Origin of the sequence: Microcoleus sp. bin48.metabat.b7b8b9.023, assembly GCF_013299185.1 — a bacterium.
Classification (GTDB): domain Bacteria; phylum Cyanobacteriota; class Cyanobacteriia; order Cyanobacteriales; family Microcoleaceae; genus Microcoleus.
In genome coordinates this window covers 150,261-174,356 of the sequence record NZ_JAAFKG010000002.1, presented here as the reverse complement: position 1 = coordinate 174,356, position 24,096 = coordinate 150,261, and the positions used below count along the sequence as shown (strand labels likewise).

Genomic DNA, 24,096 nt, shown 5'->3' with positions numbered 1-24,096 from the left:
CCTTGTGATTTATTATTCTATTTCCTGAATCAGTATCCGGAAAATATAGAACTAATTATTTGCCAGTTCTATGGCGCGGTTGTAAGCGTGGATCGCTCCATCAATTTCGCCTTTTTCTTGCAAAGCATCACCTAACTTTTGGTGAAGTTCCCAGATATCAGGTTTCAATTCAATGGTTTTTTCATAACACCCGATCGCCTCATCCAACTGACCGCGACTATCTAAAACTTCCCCCAAACTTTGATATGCTTGAGCAAAGTGGGGATTTAATTGGATCGCCGTCCGATAACAGGCGATCGCGTCTTCCCGCCGATCGAGACTAGCCCAAACTTTCCCCAAACTGTAATGAGACCCCTCATAATATGGGTTCAGTTCGATCGCTTGCTGGTAAACTGCGATCGCATCTTCCCACTCACCCCGAACGCTCAAGATTTCTCCTAAATTGTGATAAGCATCCGCATAACTCGGCTGCAACTGAATTGCCCGTCGGTAACAGGAAATTGCCTTCTCCAACTGACCGAACTGTAGCAAAGTATTGCCCAGAGTAAAGTGTTCCTCAGCAGTTGCCCAATTGATATCTAAAGTGAGAGCTTCATACCAGTATTCTGCCCCTACTTGTGGAAATCCAGACTGCACAAAAACTTGAGCTAAATTCCGGTAAGCCACTACGAGATCTGGTTTAATTTCAATTGCTTTTTTATAACAAACAATTGACTTTTGCCACAGTTTTTGACGAGCGTAGATGCTGCCTAAATTTGCATGAATTTCAGCAAAGTTGGGTTCAATCTCCAAGGCTTCAGTGTACCAATACCTAGCAGCATCAACTTTTCCCATTGCTTGAGTAGCATTCCCCGCAATCTTGTAAGCAATTGCCGCCTCGGGTGTGATTTCAATGGCTCGCTTGCACTCATTTATCGCCTCATCAAATTTACCCTGGGCGTAATAAGATTCTGCCTGTTTGATGTATGCTTCTGTACTGAGAGAATTGGCAACTGTCACAGGTTTGCCAGAGTCGATCGCCTTTGCAGACAATTTGAGAGTTTCCCCAGACTTTGCAGGATTATTTATTTCTACCGAAGAAACAATTGTATCCCCAGTTTCCGCCGCAGTTTGGCGACTGTTTTGATGGGCGCTTACCCCTGTCGTGGCGGGAACAGAATCTACTGCTTTACTAGATACTGAATAGTTGCCGTTAAGTGCCACCGCTTTTTGCAAGCAGACAGCAGCTTCATCCAACTTGCCTTCTTTTGTCAGCGCTTTCGCCAGATTTTGGTAAACACCATCCAAGTTCGGGTTTAACTCGATCGCGCGCTGGTAACAGGCGATCGCCTGAGTAATTTTACCTTGCCGAAACAAAATATTTCCCAGTTTAAAGTGGTGATTGGGCGATACCTTTTCCGGTTCCAACGAAAACGCTTCGTACCAGCACTCATTCGCCTCTTCTAGCTTGCCATCCTGCGTCCACACCCGAGCCAAATTCCGGTAAGCTGCTGCTAAATTCGGCTGGAGGGCGATCGCCTTTTGGTAGCAAGCGATCGCCTGCTGTCGCTGTTGTTTCATGGCATACAAACTGCCGAGATTTACGTGCGCTTGCACGTCATTAGAGTTAATTTTGATAGTTGTTTGATAGCACTCGATCGCCTCTTCTAAATTCCCCAGCCCTTGCAAAAGACTGCCCCACAGTTTGTAAGCAGCCACCGCATCGGGTTGAATCTCAATGGCTCGCTTGCACTCAGCAATAGCCAGATCGAATTGTTTTTGAGCGCAATAGGATTCTGCCCGCTGAATGCAGTTATCAGCGGTATCCTGCCTCCGAAAATCTGTCGCAAAACCGCTGTCAACAACAGTCACCTGGGGCGAAACATCAGCCGAGTGGGGAACAGCGGGTGCAGAATTTGCCGGATTGGCGATCGTATTTAACAGTTGCGGTACAGCAGGAATTGTTTGCTGTTGCTGCAACTGTACGCGAGGTTGTTCAGCAGAAGTTGTCGAATCTAGTTGCAAAAAATTAGCTGGAATATTTGCCTGCAAAGTAGATGTTTGGGGATTCTGAGGTAACTCAGCTTTTGGATTGGCACCCACCACTACTGTATTCAACAAATCCCCAGAAAGATTAGCCTCATTGTCACTATTTTTTCGATAGTTGGCAACTTCTTCCTGCAACTTTCTTTGAGCTTTGAGAGCATTGCCTAACTGTTGGTAAGCCTGGTTAAAATTCGGGTTTAGCTCGATCGCGTGGCAGTAACAGCGTATCGCCTGCGTTACCTGATTCTGCCTCAAAAAGTTATCGCCCAATTGGATGTGTTCTTCAGGCGTGGCTTTGGCAGGTTCCAGAGAATACGCTTTAAACCAGCACCCGTCAGCCTCCGATAGCTGCCCCATTTGCGCCCACACCCGAGCTAAATTTCGGTAAGTTGATGCTAAATTCGGCTGAAGGGCGATCGCCTTTTGGTAAAATGCGATCGCCGATTGCCACTGCTGTTCCTGAGCATAAATCGTCCCCAAATTAGTATAAGCTTCAGCAAAATCAGGATCGAGTTCAATAGCCTTAGCGTAGCAGTTTTTCGCTTCCTCTACCTTACCTTGAGCTTGCCTAGCATTACCCCAAATTTTATAAACCCTCGCATCAGGTTTAACTTGGATAACTCGCTGGCAAGCTGTCGCAGCCTGCTCAAATTTCCTGAGAGCATAAAACGATTCTGCACCTTGAATGTAGACTTCAATATCGTCAGGATTGAAACCTAAAATGCCTGGGATATCATTCTGATTTACTGGCGTATTTTTCATCGGTATCGAGGTTGACTTTTGGTGACAATTTAAAGCCATTTCCCAATTTTTTTCTGCGGCATACAGAGCGGCAAGGTCAGAATAAACTTCCGCAAAATCGGGCTGAAATTCCAGAGCTTTTGTGTACCAATGCTTTGCCTTAGCTGAATTTCCTTGTGCTTCACTAATTTTGCCCAAAGTCTTGTAAGCTGGCGCAAAATTAGGTTGGTGTTTCAGGGCTTGCTCGCAAGCAGCTAGAGCATCAGCTAACTTGCCTTGTGTTAAATAAAACTCTGCCCGCTTTTGGAAATAATCGCCTGATTCTTGGTTCATGATTTTGATGGTTCTTTTAGGGTTTTCTCGCGATATTAAATTTAGTGGTTTTTTTGAGGGAATGACATTAACATTGCCCAGCATTATTTTGAGATCCTTCAAATTCACCAAAATATCTTCAGTTAATGGATTTTGATACATTAACTGTCGGATTGGATAGCACTCAAAGTTCTCTCCTGTTACGTAATAATGTTCGAGATTTAGCTGCTGACCGATCGCCCAATAGTAATGCCTGATATAATTCGGAGAGGTCAGCTCAATTACTTTTGTTCCGGGAGAACAGAAGATAATATTTGTTAAACCGCTGCCGTGCGGCGCGATAATTACTTTGGCACCAGCAAATAAAGCTATCTGCTCGTTCAAAGTCATAGATTCTAGTAGCACTGGAACAAAGCCAAATCCGCTTAAAAAATCGATGACTTGTTCTTCATTGATAACTCGTCGGTAGCTACATTTGTTGCGGCTGATATAAATGCGTTCTGGGTGAGTATTTTTGCTCTCCCAAGCAGAACTTTCTGGGAGTTTAGAAGATTGTTCTCTTGAAAAAACTCGCCTCAAAAACTCCAGCCCCTGGGTTGACAGCCAGCCCAAATATCCTGAAAAAGAGGGAACAATTAAATGTTGGGCTTGAATGTAAGGATGGCGATCGCTCTCAATAATCTTATATTCAGGAATTCCCAATGCTTTCAGGGTTTCTCGCTGAAAAGGCTGCTGGCAGCTATTCACCAAAAACCAATCTATCTCCTCCAGATTTACACCCCAACGATGCAGAATTTCGATGCGGGGCAAGATATCTACCATCCAGTGAAAATAGACATTTCCCGAAAGTCCGGCCAATACCACCACCGTACCGTCTATCTTTTCTAAAGGCGGCAATTCTTCGGGTTTTAACTTCAAAAACCTGTGCTGAGTAGAATGTTGATTTTCGCATCCGGGTAACTCGCCCGGATATTCGCGGGAAAGTTCGGGTAACAGCCGATCGCCTGAATCGACAATTGCAATAGCATTGCAAATCATCCAAGAATTTTTCTGCGGTACAATCCAAGCCCGCCCGTTGGGGAGCGAAGTTACAAAGGTTTCCGGAGACTCAAAAGCTGTTTTTGTCTGGCCGTCGCAAGAATATACGCCATCACCTAAATGCACGGGTTCAAACTGTTTGAAAATCCGCCTGAGACACCGCTGACAATCTAAACCATGACATTCGGATTTCTGTTCATTCTCATTGACGGTGGAGGGATATTTTATGATTTCAAAGTTAGAGTTATACCTATTATCTAAAATTGTGCAACACTCTTTGACCCCCCCTAGCCCCCCCTTGCTAAGGGGGGGGACAAGAATACTGTTATTTCGTGAAACATTGGTATTAGAGTTAAGCTCAGATTCAGGTTCAGATTCAGATTCCGACAGGGGTTGAAACCCCTGTCTCATAGCTGAAGTCCTCGGTCGAGGACTAAAACATGACTCTTTAGTCCACTTTAGTGGACTTTCGCTATTAGCCTGGGGTTTGAACCCCAGGCGGGCTGAGGGAGAATGAATTAAGTTTTGCTGTTGTTTCAATACAGCCTGCAACGCCTCGCAAATATCCGATCGATCGCCCGCAATTGCCAGCACTAGACGGTAAATTACAATCGCAGCCGAAAATCGTTGCTGACGGCTCAAGCAATCAGCCAGCCGCAAGTAAATATCAGCATTTTTAGGTTGAATTTGTAAAGCTTTTTGGTAATATTGTTCTGCTTGTTCGTGCCCGCCGTACTCAGCCAAGGCATTTCCCAGATGAAAGTAAGTATCTGCTAAATTGAGGAGCAATGATGAAAAATTCAGCGGATTTTGAGCAAGACTAGAAATTGCAGAGTTAGAGCCGTTTTTTTCTTGAAGTTGCCTGAGAAATCGGACACAGGCTATTTGAGATCGATCGAGTTCATTGAGCTCTGCGACAGAAGTCAACCGCATTTCTACGTGGTGACAAAAACCCTCAACAAACTCGCTTTGGAGGGCGATCGCATTTTGAAAACATACCATTGCCTCAGCTAATTTGCCTTGTGCGATCAGGGAAATCGCCCGATCGCCCCAAGCCGCCACTCGATCGGGATTTTGGCTGATTACTCGATCGAAACATTCTCCGGCAAAAGTATGCAACCCCAACTGTTGGAAAGCTTTCCCCAAATTGTAACGGGCGATAGCTAACTCTGGCTGCAACTCGATCGCGCGGCGGTAACGGGCGATCGCTTCCTGAGGCTTCCGCATTTCCAACAGCACAATACCTAAATTATGGTACAGAGCAGCATCATCGGGCGCAACAGCTATTCCCGCTTGAAAAACTGCCATTGCTTCATCAAATTTGCCTTCCTGCGCCAGAATGCAGCCCCAATTGCTGTAGGCTTTGACGGCCCATGGCAAAACTGCTCGATCGCAGTTTTGTTTCCAGCAGGATATCGCTTGCCGGTAACTATCAATCGCTGCTTCTATTTTTCCTTGCTGTTGGAAAGCAGTGCCAGTCTTGTAGAGAGTTTTGACATCTAAATTGGCATTTTCTGCGATCGCTTCGGTGGCGATCGCAGTTAAATTACTTATTTTATCTAAATTTTGGTCGCTAGTCATAACTGACATCACACTGATTAGGACTTACGCACGGCTCGTCTTACTATTTTCGATTTTGAATTTTCGATTGGGGAGCGTTAATTGATATGGGTTTGGATACTCCCTAACCTAGGGTTGGATGATTTTGAGACAATGGTATTTGAAACCAGGTATTTTCACTCAACTACTTCGTTGCCTACCTCGAATCAGTAAAGTATTCAGTTTTTTGGGCAGCAGTACGTAAGTTCTGACGGATCTGAGTAACAGTAGCAAGGCTTGTTGTTAATCAGAATTTACGCTCTGTTTTTCAGGCAATACACCGCACCTTCTCTATATATAATCCACATAAAAAGGATTGGCAAGAGTTAGTGCTATATATAATGAATTTTCTTATTTGTTATCAACTCAAAAACATTTCATAGCAAAAAATAAATACTTGCTTTCCCACAGGAGCGTCAGAGTTGAATCAAAAAAATAGACTCTTGTTCTCCCACTAGATTTATATCTTCAAGTATTTTAAAATTCAATAAAATTCAAAGTTATTGTAGGGTGCGTCAGGGCGATTATTTTTGAGAACAGACGAAGAATATTCTACCTGACGCACCCTACGGCTACGGCTCAAGTCTAATAAAATCTAAACTCTCAAATCTATAGTTATTGTAGGGTGCGTCAGGGCGATTATTTTTGAGAACAGACGAAGAATATTCTACCTGACGCACCCTACGGCTACGGCTCAAGTCTAATAAAATCTAAACTCTCAAATCTAATTAATTATCAGAAAGAAGTATTGACCAATCAATCCCTCAATCTCAAATCTCAAATCTATAGTCGTTCTCAAAAAAGTGAGGTATGCCCAATGCCCAATTCCCAATGCCCAATTCCCTATGCCCTATCCGCATGAGTATCTAATCTTTGTGATAAAAGCTATATGTGAATGGTAGATATACCCTACATGGGGTTGAAACTTAGATAATTTCAAAGTTGTTTGACCCAAGATTCAGGTTAGAACCGACTTGGGCAACAATCGAAACTTGTCCGTTTTGATTGCGGTAGTACAGCAAACCGTCAGCCGGGTTGTAGATGACATTAGCCGCGCCCGGTGTCCCAGGAGTGTTGGGATTGAAATTGGGGTCTGTAATAAATTGGTTGCCAACTAGATTGCCCGGTATCAAAGCATTAAATACAGATCGATCGAGTTGAATTTTATCTTCTGTAGGATTAAAATCTGTCAGCGTATCCATATTATCGGCACCGACAAACTCGAAGCGGAATGTATCTGCTCCTGCACCACCTGTGAGGGTGTCATTTCCTGCGTTCCCAGAAATAATATCGTTTCCTTGGCCGCCTTCTACAATATCATTGCCTTTACCACCGAACACAATATCGTTTCCTTTGCCACCTGTTACGGTGTCATTTCCTAAGTTGCCGTTGATCCAGTCATCTCCACGGCCGCCCTGGACTATATCGTCGCCTTTACCGCCGAACAAAATATCGTTTCCTTCGCCGCCAAAGACAATATCGTTGCCCTCACCGCCGTTCACTGTGTCGTTGCCCTCACCGCCGACAAGGTAGTCATTGCCGTCACCGCCGAAAAGGTTGTCGTTGCCGAGGTCACCAAACAGGAAGTCATCGCCACCGCCACCGTCTATGAAATCATCACCTTTACCTCCAAAAACAGTATCATTGCCTTCTCCGCTGCGGATGGTATCGGCTCCTTGATTGCCAAAAAGAACGTCTTCGCCAGCACCGCCCTCGATTAAATCATCGCCTTTGCCGGCGAAGACAGTATCATTGCCGTCGCCACCTCTCAAAGTGTCATTGCCATCAAGAGCAAATATGATGTCATTGCCACCTAGACCTGCTACTTCATCGTTACCAGAACCTACAATGATTTGATCCGAACCGCTACTGCCGTTAATCCTGTTTGGTATATCGGGCGAGCCTTGAATAATTAAACCGCCAATAGCGTTCGGTTGAACGCTTAGGGGTTGAGTTGGATTTGTTATTTGGGACATAGCCAGTGATCTCGCATAGGGGGGGATATCTATCGGGAGTCTTCATATCTCTTGTGAATTTTACTGGCTAAAATCCTAATTTCCGGAATAGTTTTATCTGCAATTAATCAAAAAAAAATCATTGATTTTTTTGATTTTTTTGTAGGTAGAACTACTGATAAATAACCTGGAACCATTTAACTCTTCATACGTCTTATAGCGGTTCTCAGAAAGATTCGCGGACGTTGTTGGGCTTGGGCCCTCTTAGTTTAACGGTTATACAAGCTGTCAGTCATACCTCATCTTTTTGAGAAAGGCTATATTATATATTTAATTATATTAAAAAGTCTCAATATTTTGGGGATTTCTATCTATGTGAAAATACTGATGGATGCGGAAAATATTTAACTATTCATACGTCTTTTATTCAGACATCAAAACTATTTTCTGTGAACGAGAGTTGCACTAGCTTGGTCTGTCGGAACTAGCAAGACTTCGCTAATATTGACGTGGGGCGATCGCGTCGCGCAGAAATATACGACATCCGCTACATCCTCAGCAGTCAAGGGTGTCAGTCCTTGATAGACATTTTTTGCCTTGTCTGAATCGCCGTGAAAGCGGACATTGCTAAATTCTGTTTCCACCAAACCAGGCTCTACTTCCGTCACCCGCACTGGTGTTCCCAAAAGGTCTTGTTTCAATCCTTCAGAAATCGCTCTCACCGCTGCTTTGGAAGCGCAATAAACATTACCTTTGGGGTAAGCTTGACGGCCTGCTATTGAGCCGATGTTGACTACGTGGCCGCGGCCTCGGCTAACCATTCCCGGCACGATGTAGCGAGTCACGTACAGCAAGCCTTTCACATTGGTATCAATCATTTCTTCCCAATCTTGAAAGTTGCCTTCGTGCAGTTTGTCTAAACCGCGGCTCAATCCCGCATTGTTAATCAGAATATCGATGTTTTTCCAGCCGTCGGGGAGTGCTGCGATCGCCGATTCGACTTGCGGGCGATCGCGCACGTCCAATTCTAGCAAGTGAATCTCGTTCGCTGAGGCGACTAATTTTGTGTCTGCAAGTTCGTTGGCAAGGCGATCGAGCTTTTCCCGGCGGCGGGCTGCTAAAATTAGTTTGGCTCCACCTGTAGCGAATATCTTGGCACAGGCTGCTCCGATACCGCTACTGGCACCGGTAATGAAAACAATTTGATTTTGGATAGAAATCATTTTTTTATCAGTTGACAGTTGACTGTTAGCAGTTGACAGTTGTCAGTTGTCAGTTGACAACTATCAGTTGACAGTTGTTATATCATGTCCGCTCAATTACCATAACAATGAAGGTTCGTAGTGCGGACTTTAGTCCGCATTATGCGGACTGAAGTCCGCACTACGAACCCATTTTATTGCGGTCAATCGGCCGGACATAATATTATTGGTTATTTGCGATCGATAAGCTTCGAGGTTCTGATTCCAATGCCCGATGCCCGATGCCCGATGCCCGATGCCCGATGCCCGATGCCCGATGCCCAATTCCCAATTCCCCATAACACCTAATTTTATTATTTAACAACCCGCAATCGCACGCTAACCATGGCAATTCCGCCTTGTCGCATCAAAACTGCTGAAATCCAGCGATTTTCAGGAGTAGCCGGAGCTTTACCTACTTTAAAAATCCCGCCAGAATTCAGCAAATCCAGATCGACTTCTGCGGATTTGAAAAAAGTTTTTTCGTTAACGGGTTCCTCCAAAATAGTTCCGATTAAAATGTCATTGCCGATCGGCTCTAGAACAATGGCATCAAAATTGTACTCTTCGCCCACCTTGACTTGCTCCGGCACATTCACTTGAATTTTGGGAGGATTTTTACCAGAACTTATCTGATTTTGTTCTGCTAAAATTTCTTGCTTAACTATTTTTTCACCCTCAAAGCGCTGCTGAGAACGGATGGTAGCTTTGAGGTTTAATTCTCTGCCATCCTGTTTCTGGGTGCCGGCAATTGTAGTTACGGTATCAGCGATAATTGCGTTACCTTCGGTTTTCCAAGACTTGAGTTCGGTGCGATAATTTAAATTCGGATATCGCTGCCAGAGTTGGGTGAGGGCTTTTTCCATGCTTTGGCTGTTTAAGCCGTCAGAATGAGTGAAATTCTGGCTGTAAAATGCCATGACTGCTTTGATATCGCGCCGGTTGGCGGCTGCGTCTATTTCTGTTAGCAGTTTGGTGAGTGGGGCTGGGGCATTGGCAGGGGTTTGGGCGATCGCCCCGGGAGTCGCCGCCATCGTCGTCGCTCTTGCGACAATCGGATGCAGCACGCCACCACTGACAACTGCTAAACATAATAAAAGCCGAGCGATCGACTGGCCGCCGTTAAAGCCAAACACGATCGCGCGTTGGCGCAGCCCTCGAAGAGGATCGGCTGTTTCGTCCCGACGGCTGGCAAAATACTGAGATACACTTGGCACTAAATTCAAAAAATTACGCATTAGATGATACTTTGGTTATTTGTCAGGGGTCGCGGCGCGGGCAACTGTTCGCCTGCAACGAAAAACTGACAACGGAAGGAGGGATACGGCACAATCTCATTTTAGATTGCTGATTGAAAATTAGCTGAAACTGCCGGAATAATAAGCATAATAATCTAAAACCTCTAATCTAAAATCGATCGACCTGTGGAACTTGTAAAAGAAACAAATACCTTAACAAAACCCCCCCTGCGGTTGTTGGTTGCAGCTAGCGGCACGGGAGGACATCTATTTCCGGCGATCGCCACCGCCGCGGAATTGCACGACTGTCAGATCGAATGGCTGGGAGTGCCAGACCGCATGGAGACGCAATTAGTTCCCTCCCTTTACCCCCTCCATACGATCGCAGTTGAAGGCTTTCAGCAGCGATTTGGACTCGGTACAATGCGAATTTTGGGCGGACTCCTCGGCTCGATCCTTCAGGTACGGAAGTTGCTCAAAGCGGGAAATTTTCAGGGAGTATTTACTACTGGCGGTTACATCGCAGCACCGGCTATTTTGGCGGCTCGCTCTTTGGGTTTGCCGGTGATTCTCCACGAATCCAATGCAATTCCTGGGAAGGTGACGCGGTGGTTTAGTCCTTTTTGCACTGCTGTGGCGATCGGATTTGAAGCAGCGGCAAAGCATTTACCCCGTGCGAAAACGGTGGTTGCGGGTACGCCAGTGCGATCGCAATTCTTGACTCGCGAACCTCTAAAGTTACCAATTCCTGACAGCGTACCTGTAATTTTAGTAATGGGTGGCTCCCAAGGTGCTGTCGCCGTCAATAAATTAGTGCGCGAATGTGCTCCGGCTTGGTTTGAGGCGGGTGCGTGGGTAGTGCACCTTACCGGAAATAATGACCCGGATGCTGAAAGCTTGAAGCACGAACAGTATCTGTCAATGCCATTTTCTGATAATGTAGCGGGTTTGTTGCAGCGAGCAAATATAGCAATTAGTCGATCGGGCGCCAGCGCTCTAACAGAATTAGCAGTAACAGGAATACCTTCTATTTTAATTCCTTTCCCCCACGCCGCCGACGACCACCAAAGATTTAATGCCGAAGTATTTGCCGCAGCCGGCGCCGCCTTCGTATTCCGTCAAAGCGAACTGACAGCAGAGGTATTGCAAAGCAAAGTCTTATATTTGTTAAAAGATTCCGAATATTTGGCAAAAATGTCTCAAGCTGCTCTTCAATTAGCGGTGAGTGACAGTACAGAACGTTTGGCAAATTTGGTACGGGAATTGTTGGTGCGGTAGGGAGTGTTAGCGATCGGTTATTATATATATAATAATGCAAAATTTTGTAGGGGCGGGTTCACCAGTATTCTCGACCTCAAAGCCAACAAATTCATAAACCCGCCCCCGCCCATACCAGCACGAATTGACCGGACACGATATAAATAGCCGATCGAGAATTTGTAACCAGGAGAAAGTCAAATGTCATACAGTGACTTTAATTTAGACAAAGTATTGAAAACCTTTGACTTAGCTTATACTGAAATAGTTGAAATCTTCACTCCTGCACCGGAATTAGAGTACAGCAGATTACTCACAGAAACTTTGCAAGAAAATCTGCCAGTAGCTCTCGGTAGCAATACAGAAAAATCGCGTTCGGAATTGATTATTGCGCCGATTTTAATGGAAGTGAGAAAACTTTTGCACCATCGCGTGAGCTTATTTTCTGGCATTGATTTTACTGTAGATGCTGAAAGAGGGCTGAATGGGAATTGTGATTTTCTGATAAGTCGATCGCCAGAATTGTTAATTGTCAAAGCTCCAGTCATTGCTATTGTAGAGGCTAAAAAGGAAAACATTAATTCTGGATTGGGACAGTGCATAGCTGAAATGCTAGCAGCTAAAATCTTCAACGAGCGCGAAGGTAATGAGATTACAACAATTTATGGGGCTGTCACTACAGGAGATAGGTGGAAATTCTTAAAACTCGAAGGACAAGCGGTTTTTGTTGAGACAACCGAAACTTGGCTTACCAATTTGGGTAAAATTTTGGGGATTTTAGCATTGGGAATGGACGGCACTTAATCCCTAATTCTCACCAATATTCAGCTTCACAAAATCAACCACCGACGCTAAGCCATCCTGAGTTTTCAAATTAGTAAACACAAAAGGTTTGTCCCCGCGCATCTTTTTAGCATCCCGTTCCATCACGCCCAAATCTGCTCCCACAAAAGGCGCGAGATCTGTTTTATTAATTACCAATAAATCCGACTTAGTAATTCCCGGGCCGCCCTTGCGCGGAATTTTGTCCCCCGCAGCCACATCAATCACGTAAATTGTCAAATCCACCAACTCCGGGCTAAAAGTTGCCGCCAAATTGTCGCCACCGCTTTCGACAAACACTAAATCTAAATTAGTAAATTTGTATTCTAACTCTTCTATAGCTACCAAATTGATCGAAGCATCTTCGCGGATAGCAGTGTGGGGACAGCCTCCAGTTTCTACTCCCAAAATGCGATCGCTCTCCAAAGCTTGACTCCGAACCAAAAACTGTGCATCCTCCTGCGTATAGATATCATTAGTCACCACAGCAATCTGGTACTGTTGGCGCAGCGCTTTGCACAAAGCATCAAGCAAAGCAGTTTTTCCCGAACCAACCGGGCCAGCAATTCCTACACGAAAAGCACTCATAGCAATTTTAGATTTTAGATTTTAGCAATTTTGAACGGCTTTTTAGGTACGTTGTTGCGCTTGAGCGCTCTTTCATCGTATATAAGAGAAGAGCGCTCAAGCGCAACTACATACCTTGTTGCGATGAAAGCACTCTTTCATATATAAAAGAGAAGAGCGCTGAAGCGCAACTACGTACCTTGTTGGCATGAAATTGCTCTTTCATCATATATAAGAGAAGAGCGCTCAAGCGCAACTACGTACCTTGTTGCCATGAAATTGCTCTTTCATCGTATATAAGAGAAGAGCGCTCAAGCGCAACTACGTACCTTGTTGCCATGAAATTGCTCTTTCATCGTATATAAGAGAAGAGCGCTCAAGCGCAACTACGTACCTTGTTGCCATGAAATTGCTCTTTCATCGTATATAAGAGAAGAGCGCTCAAGCGCAACTACGTACCTTGTTGCCATGAAATTGCTCTTTCATCGTATATAAGAGAAGAGCGCTCAAGCGCAACTACGTACCTTTCAAAGAAATTTCAACTGCGAAACAAGCGAGTGTATTGAGTTTCGTGCGCCATACTAGCCAGTCCCAATCCCCAACTGCAACTACCAAGGTCATCATCTTCTAATTGTAAAACTTCTCGTGCCGTCAAACTAATTTGAGACTGTAAATCTAACAGTAACTGTTGGCCGGCTGTTTGACCGAGAGGAATCAGTTTCACGCCCGCACTCGCCAAATTTGCAGCCCAACTGTACAAATATCCTACCACGGCTGCTTCCTCTTCAATCTGCCAGCAAGCCGCCGCTATCCCAAAGCCGATCGCAAAATTGCACTGATTGCCGCCAACTTCCACCAAATCTTTTACAATTGTTGTCAATCCAGAAGGTACGGGCGATCGCAAATCCAGCAACAACCGCGTCAAAGTCCGCCCCATCTGCCAACTTTGCAAGCGCAACTCTTCAGTTTCCTTAGCAGCAGTCGCCCAAGCATTCCAATAACTCAAAGCTCTCGAATCCCCAATCTTCGCCGCCCTCAAAGCCCGTACCGCCACAGCAGCTTCTACTCGCACCGCCCCAAATTGCAGCGAATTTTCCAACCAATTCCTCAAACTCATCTCGCTGTCGATCGCACCAGCTTCTACCAAACTCTCGATTCCCTCAGAATAACTATAAGCTCCCACAGGTGCAAAAGCTAACTGCAATAAACATAATAGAGAATTACTGCGATCGTCCATCCGTTAAATCCCGTACACTGCTAATTGCCGAACTTCCGACTTCCCTCTTCCTTCTTCCTTCTTCCCTCTTCCTTCTTCCTTCTTCGTCAGTGACTGTGCGCGTAAGCGCCGATTTCCGGCTGAAACGGCACAATTTCCTCTATTACTTCCAAACCCATTTTTTCCAGCATTCCCTGCAAAACAGAATCAGGAGAAAGCCTTAAATAATTATCAGCAACTTCTAAAGCTACGTGGCGGTTTCCCAAATGATAAGCCGCCCGCATCAGCAGCAGCCCAGTCGAGGCCCGCACTGTCAGTACCGGTTCGGGTTTTGCACTTACCAGTACCAAACAGCTACCGTCTTCCGACTGCAATAAATCTCGATCGCGCAACACCGTACCTCTAGGCAAAGCCAAGTGTAGCACTTCTCCAGCCTCCGTCTCGAATCGGTGGCGGCTGCGAGTGCGATCGTCCGCTGTCATCGGCAAACTAAAGCTGACAACAGCATCGGGATTTGCAGGCAAATGTTTTGTGAAAGTTAGCATTTCTCTATTCTATTCCTCAAAGGAATTGACTTCACATCTAGTTTTTGAGGAATATTGTTTTTCTTTTTAATTGCGATCGCAAGTAGTCGCACGAAATCTCTCTTTCTAAACCGCTCCCGTTCTTGCATACCAAATATTGGTTATTTTGTCAAGCACTTCTTTACAGGCGATCGCCATTTTCTCAAAAATGATTGCATACCGTGCAGTAACTCCAACTATAGAACGGGAGAGGAAGAAAGACTAAAACCATCTATTTTATTGATTTCCCGCTTGTTGCAACCGCAGCAATTCAGCTTGAATTCGTTGTTTGACTGCCGGATCGCGTTGCTGGAGCAAAGTGAGCTGATTGAAGCGACTAACTGTCAAACCATTGCTTTCGACAACTTTTTTAGCTTGTTGGCAGTAATTTACCGCAATGCCACGAACATTTCCCGACAGCCTGTTCACTTCTTGAGTTTCGTTGCAGACTATTCTGGGAACCGAGCCACCAGCCATTCCTTTAATTTCCTTCATAGCTTCCTCCCGTCTGGGTTCGATTCCCAAGACAGAGCGAGCGTAGCTAGTAATTTCGGCGTTGCTAATTTCTTGAGCTTGGGCGGCCGCTCCGAAAACAAGGCTTGGAGATTGTGCGTACAAGTCAGGGGCCCATCCGCTAGCCAAAGCTGCTGCGGAAATGATGCCTGCGAACAGCGATTGCCGCAGCATCCGGTTTAGGCGAAATTTAGAGGTGTTGAGTGAGGTGTTCATGGTCGTCGGTGATTGCTTGCGTGTAGATAAAAATGACACAGCGCACATAGGCTCATTCTTTGAGAATAATGTAGTGGCTAAAAAGTTCCTGCCCTTGAGTGACAATTTTTAATTCCAGCACTCTTGATTTGCTAGTTGCTAGGGCGATTGATGCTCGGGATAGCTACGCTTCACGACTTTTTAGCAATTTCCATCCTTTGACCCATTGTAACATCTTTAATAAGTTAACCGAACACAAAATTTAGACGGTAATTTTAATTACAGAGCGTTCTTAATTGCCTGTACCAAATAATGCTCGCCACTCAAATCTTAAATAATTCTAAAAGTCCTTGACAAACTCCTCACATTAATTACTCAAATTCAGGTGCGATCGCCTGCAAGTCATACAATTTTAGATTTTCCATTTTTCGATTTGAGATTGGGGAATTGGGAATGACATGTCAAATAAGGGTTTTGGTTGAAACTGGTATCAAATTTAGGAGCAATCGCACTCATCAATTTCCTCAAACATGGGACTAACGCCAAGAAACTAAAGAAACCGGGTTTTTTCGCTATCTTAAGGATTTGAACCAAATATTTGGGTTGAAAACGCGGTTTCTGGCCAAGCGAGTGCGATCGCCAACTCAATCAATTATGTAATGTTAGGCAGAGGCGAATTTGTCGATCGAGAAAATCCCCTCCTGGTTTGACGCAGTCAGTGAACCCGAACCCGAACCAACGTCGATTTTACTACCCCAAGACAGAGGCAGCATTCGGGAACTAGACATTAAAATCGTTCTATCAAAACACCCGCTATCTGTTTTCGGCAATCACCCGGAGACCTTCGATTAGATCCCCGCTTCCTCCAGTTTCGGCCGGGGAAAACTTGTCTCGGACTTACCAGAAAGAATTGGTTGAAAGCCTCTGGGTTTGGCGTAGAAATTAAAATCAGACGATTCATTACTCCCATCCTCCGACTTCATGGTAGAGGTCGCCCTCTTCCGGTCAACTGTCAACTGAACGAGAAACCTGGTTGTTATCCAAAATCTCCTTACAGCCGCCGGCCAGACTAGAAAAACCCCGAAGTCCTAAACTTTTATCCATCTGTTTTCTTGTAATCTCGATCGCCTATCGCGGATTTTTGCAAGGGTTTTCGCAGCAAGTTAACAATTATTAATTACCAATTGCCCATGAAAGCTCAAAAAGAACTTTGGCGAGTCATCCTCGCAGTAGCTATCAGTATTGTAGGCGTTCTGCACTTTGCAGTACCCGCACCCTTTATCAGAATCGTGCCGCCCCAGCTTCCTTACCCGGAAGCATTGGTTTATATGAGCGGTTTTTTCGAGATTTTGGGCGGGATTGGGCTGTTAGTTCCCACCGTCAGCAGAGCGGCGGCGTGGGGATTAATTGCCTTATTTATTGCCGTGTTTCCGGCTAATATCAATCAAGCCGTCAACAATATTCCGATAGAAGGTATTCCACACAACCAATTAATCTATTGGTTCAGGTTGCCTTTTCAAGCTGTCCTGATTGCTTGGGCCTGGGTTTATACCCAACCAGACGAAGGTAAACCGCAGGCTTCTATCGTTCCAGATAGAACAGAAAACGCTCAATGAAGCAGTTCGACTACTCTTTGGATTTTAAGAACCTTGACTTTCGACAGCACCCGGAACTTTATCGGGTGGGGAAAGGAGAACAGGGAGTGCTGTTGGTGGAACCCTACAAATCAGAAATTCTGCCTTTCTGGAGATTTAAGACTCCTGAAATTGCCCGGGAGTCTAGCAGCAAAATTTACTCGTTGTTTTTAGAGTATCTCGATGCCGGTGATTTTGTGGGAGCGGACATGGCGCGCAAGTTCTTGCAGATGGGGTATACTCGATCGCGCCGCTACGCCAATCATAAAAGCGGCCGCAAATACAAGCAGAACCCTCAGAAGCTGGAGTCTGTTGCAGAGCAAACCGCAGCTCGAAAAGATATTTTACCACTAGCAGCCGATCCGGTGAAAGCAGAATCGGCAGCCATTTTTCAAGAGAAATGGATGCTGGCCAAAACCAACGAGAAATATCTCCAGCTTTTGGCGAGACACCGGCAGATGTACGAATCTTCTGGAAGCAAGTCCGAGGATTGACATAGGCTTACAAAAACTCTGAACTCGCAATTTAGAGCGTGTCCGGTGATTACCATCACAAAAACCGATTGCGCGTGCAGTTAATCAATCGGACACGGTTCTCACCCAAGCATATTGACCATATCCAGTCAATCATCCCCAATCTAAAATCTCAAATTTAAAATTTAAAATGGTATTAGCCCCCAGAGCAGCAGTGGAGTTGTGCTTGCCTATCTGGGGGCCATACCGATGTGCGCGGTGCTACTATTTACTCTTCATCTTCTTCTGTTTGCCACTGCCGCAAAAGTTCAAAAGCATTAAAGCCCCTGTATTGCAGGTAGTTCAAGACTTTGCCCTTGGTTTTCGGATCTACTTTACTCCAAGCATCGATCTTGTATTTCCGCATGACTTTGGCTTTTAATTCGGCGAGTTTTGCGGCTTCCGAGTCCAGATTTTCGGCAATTTCTTCTTCCCAGACTTGCTCGAACAAATCGCTAGTAATTCCTTTTTGCAGGCACTTGCGCTTGACGGCTGATTTTCCGTATTTGCCCGCAGCAGAGGCGATCGAGTTTGCCACCAAGCGAGTGTCAGACTGATAGCCCCGGTCTTGAATTTGCGCGATCGCCTCCAATATTTCCTCATTGCCAAAACCTTTCTCTTGCCCCTTTTTGCGAAGTTCAGAGGCACTGTAGTCTTTGCGGGACAAGAGAAAATAGAAATAGTCAAGACAGCTCATCAGTTAAATCGAAGGTTGGCGCGCAAATACTTCTGTAGCGAATATCAAATCCAGTCGCCTTGCTATCGGCAGACTGCATCGCGATCGCCTCTATTCTTCTGTATCCTCCTCTTCTTCCACTTCCACATCCGCTCTGTCCACATCGATCTGAATCAAGCGAATGTGCTTGTATCCGAGTTTAATTTCAAACTCGTCACCTGGCTTTAATCCCATTTCTTGGGTATAATTTGCCCCGATCACGATCGAGCCATTCTTGTGAACGCTAGCGCGATAACTCGCTTCTCGTCCGCGTCCGTCTGCTTTCGACTTCTCTAGCTCAATTCCCTTAGCAGCTAATACTGCATCGTAAAACTCAGCCAAGTTAATCCGGGTTTCTCCACTTTTGCTGACGGTGAAGTAGCCGCAAAGCTTTGCAAGTTCTCTGCGCGGCAAATCGCTGCCTTTGATTTTTTGAAGCAGACCTTTTCCTGTTAAGGGTGCTGTAGCTGTTTCTGCCATTGACCGTACCTCGCTTATTGGACTTTACTTATATCAATTACAACACATTAGATTAACTTTGTTTCACTGTCAATACTAAGAATTCGGAATATAAGATTCTGGATAAATTTTTGCGGCCTCAAAACCGGGGGTGCAAGTAAGGATGCTCGAAGGCCGATCTATTTGCCTTCGAGCAGGTGATGCTTGCCTAAACCTCAAGGGCGCGATCGCGGGAGGAATTATTGTCGCAAATTAAATGCTTTACTTTTTTACAGTAAAGTCTGTTCCCAACATTCACCAATCCCCGATCCAGTCTGCGGTTAAGGTAAAAAGCAAAGCAGCGATGAATGAAAATACCTAGGCGCGACACAGGCAAATCTGCCGCCAGCAATTACCGGCGCAGGGTTAAATTTTACCTCAACAAGGCGAGGCAGCACTTGTTCTCGATGCCACTGCCACCTACTTGTAAACCCTGTTTTTCGGGCGGTCAATCGCCTCAAAACCCCAAATACCGAAGAGCAATCTTCTATTAAGGTGTTCGGCATATATAGCGCCTCCACCCTGACGGTTAGGACGCTCTTAATGGCCCTTTACCCATGGAGTCGATTGCTTCTGACTTCTGAGTTCTGACTTCTTTTTACCCGAAGAGCGCAGCCTTTATAGCCTTCTTCCTTCTTCCTTCTTCCTTCTTCCTTCTTTCTTCTTCCTTCTTCCTTCTTCCTTCTTCCTTCCTTCAACATCTGCTATAACTTGCACAGAACGCAGTCCGGGGAAGGCAATCCGGTAAAAAAATCAAGGAAATTTCACCTGTTCGTTGAAAGGGTTTTCGCTAAAACCCGACTTAATGGGCGTGGTGGCATAAACATCGTGGAGCCAGCACCAGAGGAATTAGCTGCTGCACCAAAAACATTAGATCTCTTGCAAAAATACAAAGCACCACACCCCAGCCCTCCCCGCGAGTTCGGGGAGGGGGTAAGATTATTCTTGTTTCCCCCCGAAGTTCGAGGGGACTTGCGGGGGGTAAATTTGACTTTTGCAAGAGTTCTATTGTCTGTGATGTTTGAGGGGGAGAAGCGGATGGGGGGGACAAGAACAAGGAATAGGGAATTAAAATATACAATTTATAATGTTGTAGAGGGATTTGTTTCATCGCGCGATCGGGCTGCGCCACTCTTCAACCTTCGCTACTTTCTCAGTAGACTCCGAGGGGGCGATCGGGAAAATCGCCCTCAAAGGGCCCCAAGCCAGAGAATTTGACGTTATTTCCACAGGGGAATTGAAAAAGACCGACTTAAATGCAGTACAGCTCAAATATTTGCTCCAACACAAATTAGCAGGCGTTGTCGGCTTTGAGTTTCGGTGGAAATGTGCTGATTTCCATTTGTTGCCGGACAACTGCCCGACTGGGAAAATTTATGCGCCATCTTGACTGGGTACGCCAACTGACAGCCAGTTCCACAATTACTTATTTTGAAATATAGCAAGCGCCCATTAGGGTAAGTCCCAGATGCGATCGAGCAGCAGCCGATCGCGAATTGCCAAGGACAACCGCAGTTAATTTCGCTCCCGAGCAAGCTAGCCCAAACTCAGGATCGCGATCGGTTGTTGCTTCTGAGTAAATTCACTTAAATGAAACGTAAAATACAGCTTGCACTCAAGCTGGCTGTGTTGCTCTTCATCCTTCCTTTTAGACTAAGCGAACTCTTTGATGCCTTCTTCCTTCTTCATTTTGCTTGGTGGCCTTCTTGCAAGTAATTTTGCGACAGGGGAGTCCGTACCGCCGGCAGTAACTCTTCTGGTTTCGTGCCTCGTTGCTGTGAGTGCCGCCACCCAAACAAGCTAGCACTCACAGCAACGGGCAACAAGCAAAGCATCACTACCAGACATTTTTGCAATCCCGATTGTTTTAACGATTTCGGAGTCGGTGTAGTTACCCGAGTTGCTTGGATCGCCGCCGGCTCAGAATTAGGAATAGAGTTCGGTGAATTAGCAGCAGAAGATCGATCGCTCTGGTGAACCCAATCCCTGCGATCTTTTAATTGGTCGGGAAAATATTCCCAGACTTCGCCGTCATCTGTGTCTGACTCCTGCGGTTGATTGGCTGCGATTGGCGGGTATGGGGCGATCGTCGAGAGTGCAGGTGGCGCCTTCCATTCTGTACCCCCTGCCACCGGCGGCGTCGGGGGTAGGATTAAATTTGGCACCGGAGAACCGGATGGCCCGCCTTGGCCTGGGGCGCCCGTCAGATAGCCGTCAAAGTCCGGGTGCTGGTAGAGAATCGGCAAAGCCCAGTATAACTGGTGAGAACCGTAGGTAGAAATTAGTCCCGCCCTGGCCCGACTCAGGCTGAGATCGACTGGATGGCCTTGATTTAGGTTGCGGTAAAACAGGCGCGTCAGAGTTAGAGCTACATCGTCGGGAATGCTTTCTGCCATTGCTAGCACTGCCGGAATGCCCCGCTTGATTAAGGCTGCGGTTAAATTGCGTTCCGAACTGTCCTCGCCGATGTCTGAGGGGTCGCCGTAGGCCCCGCGGCAGGAATTGAACACGGCCATCTGAATGCCGTTGTTAACCAGCAATCCGGCTAAGTCGTCGCCGCTCAAGGTTTCGGTTAACCCGGTGCGGCTGCTGACTAGGTAGAGTTCGCCACCTCTGGAACCTAAGTTGCTGTGGCCTGCGTAGTGCAAGACTTGGTAGTGTCCTTGTTCTAGGGCTTGAGTAAGCTGTTCTCGATCGGGCTGTTCGAGCACAGTCAGTTGAATTTCCGAGTGTGGGCCGTTTTTGAGGGGATTAGCGCTCCGGTTTTGCAGTTCTTGTTGCAAGTGGAGCACTTCTCGCTTGAGCTGCAAGCTGTCTCGATCGCTCGGAGAAGCGATCGCCACTAAAATTTTTAGCGGGCCGCTGCTGGGTACCATCCGGGTTTGTTTGAACAAACTTGTACCTGGTTGATAGCGGGAAAACACGACATCGGTGCCGGTTGCGATCGGGCGATCGCCCGCGTGCAGAACTTCCCACGGGAGCCGCGGCAAGTGCCTGCCTTTGAGTCCCAGGCGCAGTTGCAGCACTTCTCGGCGGTGCTGGGCGATGCCTTGAGCGCAAGTCCAGCTATCGCGCAAGTTTCCTTGAAACAGTCCGCTGTATAATTGTTGCCCCAGGGCTACTAAATTCGGCGCTGAGTTTTTTGTCGATCGCCCTGTGCGACCGGCAGCACCGGTTCCTTGGAACACGCCCACCATCGGGTCATTCATCAGTTGAGCAGACAGTGCCAGCCATTGGTCGATCGGCCAGCGGACTTGTTGCTCTGCTAAGGGTACACCGGGTGCAACCTTTTCTGTCCGCACTAGATATTCGTCGTCCCCAACTGGGGTGACTGAGAGTTTAAATTCTTGGCTCACCGATTTAGCGCCCCCCCGCCTCAAGTCTGAATATGCCTGCGTTTTTGCAGCTAGCAATCGCGATCGGCAAACTAATTTTTACTCTTTCAATCAAAGTTTTTGATTGCGCTTCCCCCGATCGGGCGATCGCTGGGATCAAATATATTTGTTCAAACACTTTGAAGCTATAAAACTTGTACTTTAATAACAGTTTATTAGTTTTGATTGCCCTATGCCTGGATGAAAGCCCTATTTTCTCCAATCTTGCTATTTTGAACATTTTGCACCTCTACCGCAGACCCCTTTACATTCGTCGGAAACTTGAGTTTGTCATTGCTCAGTAAAGTTAAATAGGAGGCACTTTACCAGGCGGATCTCTAGTTCTTATTAAGATTACTTCAGCTATCGCCCACCTGTTTCAGGGCAATATCGGAAGCAATTTTGAGTAAATTTTTTGCGGTAGCGATCGATCGCTGTGTCCTCAGGCCTGAAAATTGGATCTGAAGCCTCCCCCTAAACGGGGGAAATCAAACAAAATGATTCATTGCTTCAACCCTCTTCGATCGACGGAAGAGATAGCTGTCAACTGTCAACTGTCAACTGTCAACTGTCAACTGTCAACTGATGAACGCTTATCCTTTACCATCAACCCCCCATCTCAAATCTTGATTTTGTGTCAATTAATGAATTGGTCAGCCGGCGAGTCCTCATCCGTAAGCCCTGAACCCTCATCCATAAGCCATGAGCGGCGATCGCTAATCGATAGAGCGACCCTCGAAAATTCCTCATCGATTATTGCTAATTTACCGCTTCTATGTTAATGTTATTTTTTTGTTTAACTGTCTTAATCTAGCTAAAGTGAAGCAGGAAAAATAAAGTCAAGTGTCCGAGAAGTTTTCAGAATACAACTGCTATCCAATATTCCAGCCCTTTCCAGCAACCAGGATTTTTCTCATCTAGAGGACTGAGCCTCATCCAGCCTCTTTTTCGGTGAAATATGGGGGAAAGGCAACCATAAACTTACAAATAAACCGGGTTTATCGTGTCCGCCACGGGTCATTTGCGCTCAAAATGCCGATCGAGCTTGCAATTTTAACCAAAAACAATGCCACTTTTCAGTTAACAGTTGACAGTTGACCGCTTGAGGGCTACCTCTCCATAAAAGGAAGAGGATTTAAACAGTGAATAATTTTGTTTTATTTTCCCCCTATAACGAGGAGGTTTTAAACCCATTATTCTTGGCAAAAATTAATGCAATTGTAGGCAAGCTTCAAGACAATACAAAATCTGTCATTACTAATCTCAAATTTAAAATATCAAACCTAAAATCGTATAAATTATGTGTTTATTGCTATGTGTTGGAGGATTTTACAAGAAAGAATTGGTCGAAAGCCCGCCCGCCGGAGCGGGAGAAATTAAAATCAGGCTATTCATTACTCGAATACTCGGACTTTTCGGTAGGTGTCGCTCTCAAACTGTCAACTGTCAAGCGGTCAACTGTCAACTGTTGAAAATCTGTCTTGAGAGAGATATTATTGGCAGAGTAGCTAGGATTTTTTCTAAAATACAATATTTTGTCAGTTCGCGAGGCTCGCTCGAATCGAGATAAACTTATACGACAGAAAATTAAAACAAATATTTGCCGGGGCGATCCATCTATTTTTTTTATTAATCATCGGGAACCAAAATTAGGAGCGTACAGTCACTGGCAAAAGAGATGCAAATCCTAAGTCAGGGAAGGATTTGTCAGAGCTGGGAGTGTTACAAAAAGTTAAAGCAACCAGGCTCGATCGCAGGAAAAGCAAGGTAAATTTGGGGAATAAAGGTTTTGGGTAGTTATGTGGGAGTTGTGAGTTGCGAGTTTACATTCTGCTAATTCACTGTAGAAATTACGTAGAAAATCTACAATTCGGCGCATTTAGGTGCAGCTTACTGTAGAAATTACGGATAACATCAAAAGCGAGTTGCGCTGCGGCGCAGCACTGGCGGTGTATGCGGCGTCTCAATTATTTGGGGCGCGCAATTGCAGAAGATACAACTCGCAACCGATGGAAATAACCCCTTGCAGTTTAAATAGCATCTATAAACAGAAAGGTAGGATATCAGCCGCTCTAGCAGGC

The 24,096-nt window shown here is 45.7% G+C and carries 19 protein-coding genes; 8 read left to right on the top strand and 11 right to left on the bottom strand.

The window, feature by feature from the left end:
- Positions 1–51: 51 nt before the first annotated feature.
- The 3 genes from QZW82_RS02005 to QZW82_RS01995 form a co-directional block, all read right to left on the bottom strand.
- Positions 52–5,697 (bottom strand): tetratricopeptide repeat protein, encoded by a 5,646-nt coding sequence (locus tag QZW82_RS02005; protein WP_293143733.1) that lies wholly within the window; start codon positions 5,695–5,697, stop codon positions 52–54.
- 944 nt (positions 5,698–6,641) lie between these two features.
- Complete coding sequence (locus QZW82_RS02000; RefSeq protein WP_293143730.1) at positions 6,642–7,691, bottom strand: calcium-binding protein; 1,050 nt, start codon at positions 7,689–7,691, stop codon at positions 6,642–6,644.
- Positions 7,692–8,110: 419 nt separating this feature from the next.
- Positions 8,111–8,893: an SDR family oxidoreductase gene (locus QZW82_RS01995; RefSeq protein WP_293143728.1), complete on the bottom strand. Its 783-nt coding sequence runs from the start codon at positions 8,891–8,893 to the stop codon at positions 8,111–8,113.
- 120 nt (positions 8,894–9,013) lie between these two features.
- On the opposite strand from QZW82_RS01995, the gene QZW82_RS01990 reads away from it, so the two are divergent.
- Complete coding sequence (locus QZW82_RS01990) at positions 9,014–9,220, top strand: hypothetical protein (RefSeq protein ID WP_293143726.1); 207 nt, start codon at positions 9,014–9,016, stop codon at positions 9,218–9,220.
- A 5-nt stretch (positions 9,221–9,225) separates the two neighbouring features.
- Here the strand turns inward: QZW82_RS01990 and QZW82_RS01985 are convergent, their stop codons facing one another.
- Positions 9,226–10,149, bottom strand: a complete 924-nt coding sequence (locus tag QZW82_RS01985) for a nuclear transport factor 2 family protein (protein WP_293143723.1) — start codon at positions 10,147–10,149, stop codon at positions 9,226–9,228.
- Between the two features lie 186 nt (positions 10,150–10,335).
- On the opposite strand from QZW82_RS01985, the gene murG reads away from it, so the two are divergent.
- Entirely contained in the window at positions 10,336–11,427 is a 1,092-nt protein-coding gene (murG, locus tag QZW82_RS01980) for an undecaprenyldiphospho-muramoylpentapeptide beta-N-acetylglucosaminyltransferase (RefSeq protein WP_293143720.1), read from the top strand.
- Between the two features lie 180 nt (positions 11,428–11,607).
- Positions 11,608–12,210, top strand: a complete 603-nt coding sequence (locus QZW82_RS01975) for a hypothetical protein (RefSeq protein WP_293143717.1) — start codon at positions 11,608–11,610, stop codon at positions 12,208–12,210.
- A 3-nt stretch (positions 12,211–12,213) separates the two neighbouring features.
- On the opposite strand, the gene ureG is transcribed toward QZW82_RS01975, so the two are convergent.
- From ureG to QZW82_RS01955, 4 genes are all read right to left on the bottom strand, one after another.
- Positions 12,214–12,816 carry an urease accessory protein UreG gene (gene ureG / locus QZW82_RS01970; protein WP_293143715.1) on the bottom strand — a complete coding sequence of 201 codons (603 nt, stop codon included), beginning with the start codon at positions 12,814–12,816 and terminating at the stop codon, positions 12,214–12,216.
- Positions 12,817–13,333: 517 nt separating this feature from the next.
- Positions 13,334–14,032, bottom strand: a complete 699-nt coding sequence (locus QZW82_RS01965) for an urease accessory protein UreF (protein ID WP_293143713.1) — start codon at positions 14,030–14,032, stop codon at positions 13,334–13,336.
- An 86-nt stretch (positions 14,033–14,118) separates the two neighbouring features.
- Positions 14,119–14,556 (bottom strand): urease accessory protein UreE, encoded by a 438-nt coding sequence (gene ureE / locus QZW82_RS01960; RefSeq protein WP_293143710.1) that lies wholly within the window; start codon positions 14,554–14,556, stop codon positions 14,119–14,121.
- Positions 14,557–14,811: 255 nt separating this feature from the next.
- Positions 14,812–15,303, bottom strand: a complete 492-nt coding sequence (locus QZW82_RS01955) for a DUF4168 domain-containing protein (RefSeq protein ID WP_293143707.1) — start codon at positions 15,301–15,303, stop codon at positions 14,812–14,814.
- Positions 15,304–16,472: 1,169 nt separating this feature from the next.
- Here QZW82_RS01955 and QZW82_RS01950 point away from each other — a divergent pair.
- Together QZW82_RS01950 and QZW82_RS01945 are read left to right on the top strand one after the other, a co-directional pair.
- The gene (locus QZW82_RS01950; protein ID WP_293143704.1) at positions 16,473–16,898 is read left to right on the top strand and encodes a DoxX family protein; all 426 of its coding nucleotides are present in this window, start codon (positions 16,473–16,475) and stop codon (positions 16,896–16,898) included.
- Positions 16,895–17,410, top strand: a complete 516-nt coding sequence (locus QZW82_RS01945; protein ID WP_293143701.1) for a DUF4385 domain-containing protein — start codon at positions 16,895–16,897, stop codon at positions 17,408–17,410. Before QZW82_RS01950 ends, QZW82_RS01945 begins: the two co-directional genes overlap by 4 nt.
- A gap of 247 nt (positions 17,411–17,657) precedes the next feature.
- Here the strand turns inward: QZW82_RS01945 and QZW82_RS01940 are convergent, their stop codons facing one another.
- Positions 17,658–18,125, bottom strand: coding sequence for a regulatory protein RecX (locus tag QZW82_RS01940; protein ID WP_293143698.1), 468 nt, complete (start codon positions 18,123–18,125; stop codon positions 17,658–17,660).
- Between the two features lie 90 nt (positions 18,126–18,215).
- Positions 18,216–18,623, bottom strand: coding sequence for an AbrB family transcriptional regulator (locus tag QZW82_RS01935; protein WP_293143695.1), 408 nt, complete (start codon positions 18,621–18,623; stop codon positions 18,216–18,218).
- 1,120 nt (positions 18,624–19,743) lie between these two features.
- On the opposite strand from QZW82_RS01935, the gene QZW82_RS01930 reads away from it, so the two are divergent.
- On the top strand, positions 19,744–20,031 hold the full coding sequence (locus QZW82_RS01930) for a hypothetical protein (protein WP_293143690.1): 288 nt from the start codon (positions 19,744–19,746) through the stop codon (positions 20,029–20,031).
- A 295-nt stretch (positions 20,032–20,326) separates the two neighbouring features.
- Here the strand turns inward: QZW82_RS01930 and QZW82_RS01925 are convergent, their stop codons facing one another.
- Positions 20,327–21,997: a CHAT domain-containing protein gene (locus tag QZW82_RS01925; protein ID WP_293143687.1), complete on the bottom strand. Its 1,671-nt coding sequence runs from the start codon at positions 21,995–21,997 to the stop codon at positions 20,327–20,329.
- Positions 21,998–22,029: 32 nt separating this feature from the next.
- On the opposite strand from QZW82_RS01925, the gene QZW82_RS01920 reads away from it, so the two are divergent.
- Together QZW82_RS01920 and QZW82_RS01915 are read left to right on the top strand one after the other, a co-directional pair.
- Entirely contained in the window at positions 22,030–22,167 is a 138-nt protein-coding gene (locus tag QZW82_RS01920; RefSeq protein ID WP_293143684.1) for a hypothetical protein, read from the top strand.
- A gap of 345 nt (positions 22,168–22,512) precedes the next feature.
- The gene (locus tag QZW82_RS01915; RefSeq protein WP_293143681.1) at positions 22,513–22,797 is read left to right on the top strand and encodes a hypothetical protein; all 285 of its coding nucleotides are present in this window, start codon (positions 22,513–22,515) and stop codon (positions 22,795–22,797) included.
- The last annotated feature ends 1,299 nt before the right edge of the window (positions 22,798–24,096 follow it).